The organism is Mycobacterium sp. E3298, assembly GCF_001666895.1.
Lineage (GTDB): Bacteria > Actinomycetota > Actinomycetes > Mycobacteriales > Mycobacteriaceae > Mycobacterium.
On record NZ_LZJB01000031.1, the window covers coordinates 1 to 2,824 of the forward strand.

Below are 2,824 nucleotides of genomic sequence, written 5' to 3' on the forward strand. Positions count from 1 at the left end.
GGGTGTACCGGCTGGCTTACCGCCTCTCGGGCAATCAGCATGACGCGGAAGACCTGACGCAGGAGACCTTCATCCGGGTTTTCCGATCGGTGCAGAACTACCAGCCGGGAACGTTCGAAGGCTGGCTGCACCGCATCACCACCAACCTTTTCCTCGACATGGTGCGCCGGCGCGCCCGCATCCGGATGGAGGCGCTGCCCGAGGATTACGAGCGCGTGCCCGCCGACGAGCCCAATCCCGAGCAGATCTATCACGATTCGCGGCTCGGTCCGGACCTGCAGGCCGCCCTGGATTCCCTGCCGCCGGAATTCCGCGCCGCCGTCGTCCTGTGTGACATCGAGGGCCTGTCCTACGAGGAGATCGGCGCGACGCTGGGCGTAAAGCTCGGCACCGTGCGCAGCCGCATCCACCGCGGACGTCAGGCGTTGCGCGACTACCTGGCCGCTCATCCGCAACCGGGCGCCGGCCGGGACGCGGTGCACGCCGAGTCGGCGTAGGGTTCGTCGCCTGGCCATGAGCCAGCGGTTTCGCGGTCTCGAGACGCGATATTGCGAGCTGCCTCGCGCTACATTCGAGGGGTAGGCGCAACGAAAGGACCCGGTGATGCCCGATCGAGGACATCTGTTCCGTCGTGCGTTCTCCTGGCTTCCCGCCCAGTTCGCCTCCCAGAGCGATGCCCCCGTCGGCGCGCCGCGCCAGTTCGGCTCTACCGAGCACCTTTCCGTCGAAGCCATCGCGGCCTTCGTCGACGGTGAGCTGCGGATGAACGCGCACCTGCGGGCGGCGCATCACCTGTCGCTGTGCCCGCAGTGTGCGGCCGAGGTCGACGGTCAGAGCCGGGCCCGTGCGGCGCTGCGGGATTCGCATCCGATCCGCATCCCGAGCGCGCTGCTCGGAATGCTCGCCGAGATTCCCTACGATTCGGCCGACGACGCGACCGGCCGGCCGGCCGACCGTTTTGCTGAGCGCGACGCCCGTGAGCAGCGCAAGCGCCCGTAGCTGCGCGCCTTCCGAATGAGCCCCCGTTGTTGATCCGTCCCGATTTTGCGCACCCCGCCCGCGCGCTCATGGGCGGCCGGTCCCGAACCGTGGATACTAGGGTGGACACGACCACGCCGGTGTCGTGGGTATCGCCCGGTGCAGGGCCTGTCTCGAGCGCTCAAGAAGAGGATCCAAAGGGATAACGTGACCTCCGACCAAGGCAACGACAGCGGCAACCGCTTGGCGCCGCGCCCCATCTCCCGTCCGCCGGTGGACCCCGCGTCTCGCCAACTGTTCAGCCGTCCCGACGGACTGCGCGGCTCCTTCGTGGCCGATCGGGTCCGTCCGCGGAAGTACCGGGACCAATCCGAGTTTTCCCCGCACGACGAGCCGGCCGATCCGGTCCTCCAGGAGGCGTTCAGCCGTCCCGTCGGAAGCCCCGACTCGCTGCAGCGCCACCCCGTCGACGCCGGCGCGCTCGCGGCCGAGAAAAACGGGGCCGAGCCCGACGAAATCGACGACCCCTGGCGCGACCCGGCGGCCGCCGCGGCGCTGGGCACCCCGGCGGTCGCCCCCGCGGGACCTCGGGGGCCGCAGGGCTACAGTGGCAAGCTCGGCGTACGCGATGTGCTGTTCGGCGGCAAGGTGTCCTACCTGGCGTTGCTCGCCCTGCTGCTGATCGCGCTGCTCATCGGCGTCATCGGCGGTGTGATCGGCCGCAAGACGGCCGAGGTAGCCGAGGCGTTCACCACCTCGAAGGTGACCCTGTCGACCAACGGCAACGGTGAAGGTCCGGCCGGCCGGTTCGCCAAGGTGGCGGCCGCGACCGCGAACGCGGTGGTCACCATCGAGTCCAAGAGTGACCAGGAGGGCTTGCAGGGCTCGGGCGTGGTGGTCGACGGGCGCGGCTACATCATCACCAACAACCACGTGATCTCCGAGGCGGCCAACAATCCCAGCCAGTTCAAGACGACCGTGGTGTTCAACGACGGTAAGGAAGTGCCCGCCAACCTGGTCGGCCGCGACCCGAAGACCGACCTGGCCGTGCTCAAGGTCGACAACGTCGACAACCTCAGCGTGGCCCGGTTCGGCGACTCGGACAAGGTGAATGTCGGTGACGAGGTCCTCGCGGCGGGCGCGCCGCTGGGGCTGCGCAGCACCGTGACCCACGGCATCATCAGCGCGCTGCACCGTCCCGTCCCGTTGTCGGGTGAGGGCTCGGACACCGACACCGTCATCGACGCGCTGCAGACCGACGCGTCGATCAACCACGGCAACTCCGGCGGCCCGCTGATCGATATGGATTCGCAGGTGATCGGCATCAACACCGCGGGTAAGTCCTTGTCCGACAGCGCAAGTGGGTTGGGCTTCGCGATCCCCATCAACGAGGCCAAGATGGTGGCGCAGACGCTGATCAAAGACGGCAAGATCGTGCACCCGACGCTGGGCATCAGCACCCGGTCGGTGAGCAACGCGATCGCCGCCGGCGCGCAGGTCGCCAACGTGAAGGCGGGAAGCCCCGCGCAAAAGGGCGGGATCCTGGAGAATGACGTGATCGTCAAGGTCGGTAACCGCAAGGTCGCCGACGCCGACGAGTTCGTCGTCGCCGTCCGGCAGTTGACCATCGGCCAGGACGCCCCGATCGAGGTGGTCCGCGACGGTCGGCACGTCACCCTGACCGTCAAGCCCGACCCCGACGGAAGCTAGATGTTCGGCAGCCTGAGCTGGGAGCACATCCTGGTCCTCGTCGTGGTCGGGCTGGTGGTGCTCGGCCCGGAGCGGCTTCCCGGTGCGATCCGCTGGACGTCGACCGCGCTGCGGCAGGCCCGCGACTACCTGAGTG

General features: G+C 68.5%; 4 protein-coding genes. All 4 read left to right on the top strand.

The genetic code is table 11. The features are described from left to right. A partial coding sequence (gene sigE, locus A9X05_RS01450; protein ID WP_067754812.1) for an RNA polymerase sigma factor SigE occupies nucleotides 1-497 on the top strand: 497 nt, incomplete at its 5' end. A gap of 106 nt (nucleotides 498-603) precedes the next feature. Then, the gene (rseA, locus tag A9X05_RS01455) at nucleotides 604-999 is read left to right on the top strand and encodes an anti-sigma E factor RseA (protein WP_067778672.1); all 396 of its coding nucleotides are present in this window, start codon (nucleotides 604-606) and stop codon (nucleotides 997-999) included. Between the two features lie 186 nt (nucleotides 1,000-1,185). Further along, the gene (locus A9X05_RS01460) at nucleotides 1,186-2,688 is read left to right on the top strand and encodes a S1C family serine protease (protein ID WP_067778675.1); all 1,503 of its coding nucleotides are present in this window, start codon (nucleotides 1,186-1,188) and stop codon (nucleotides 2,686-2,688) included. Next, on the top strand, nucleotides 2,689-2,824 hold a 136-nt coding region (locus A9X05_RS01465; protein WP_197498865.1), incomplete at its 3' end, for a twin-arginine translocase TatA/TatE family subunit.

Bases quoted from the DNA above. Each gene is read 5' to 3' on its own strand.
- rseA (WP_067778672.1), top strand. From the start codon at position 604: ATGCCCGATCGAGGACATCTGTTCCGTCGTGCGTTCTCCTGGCTTCCC.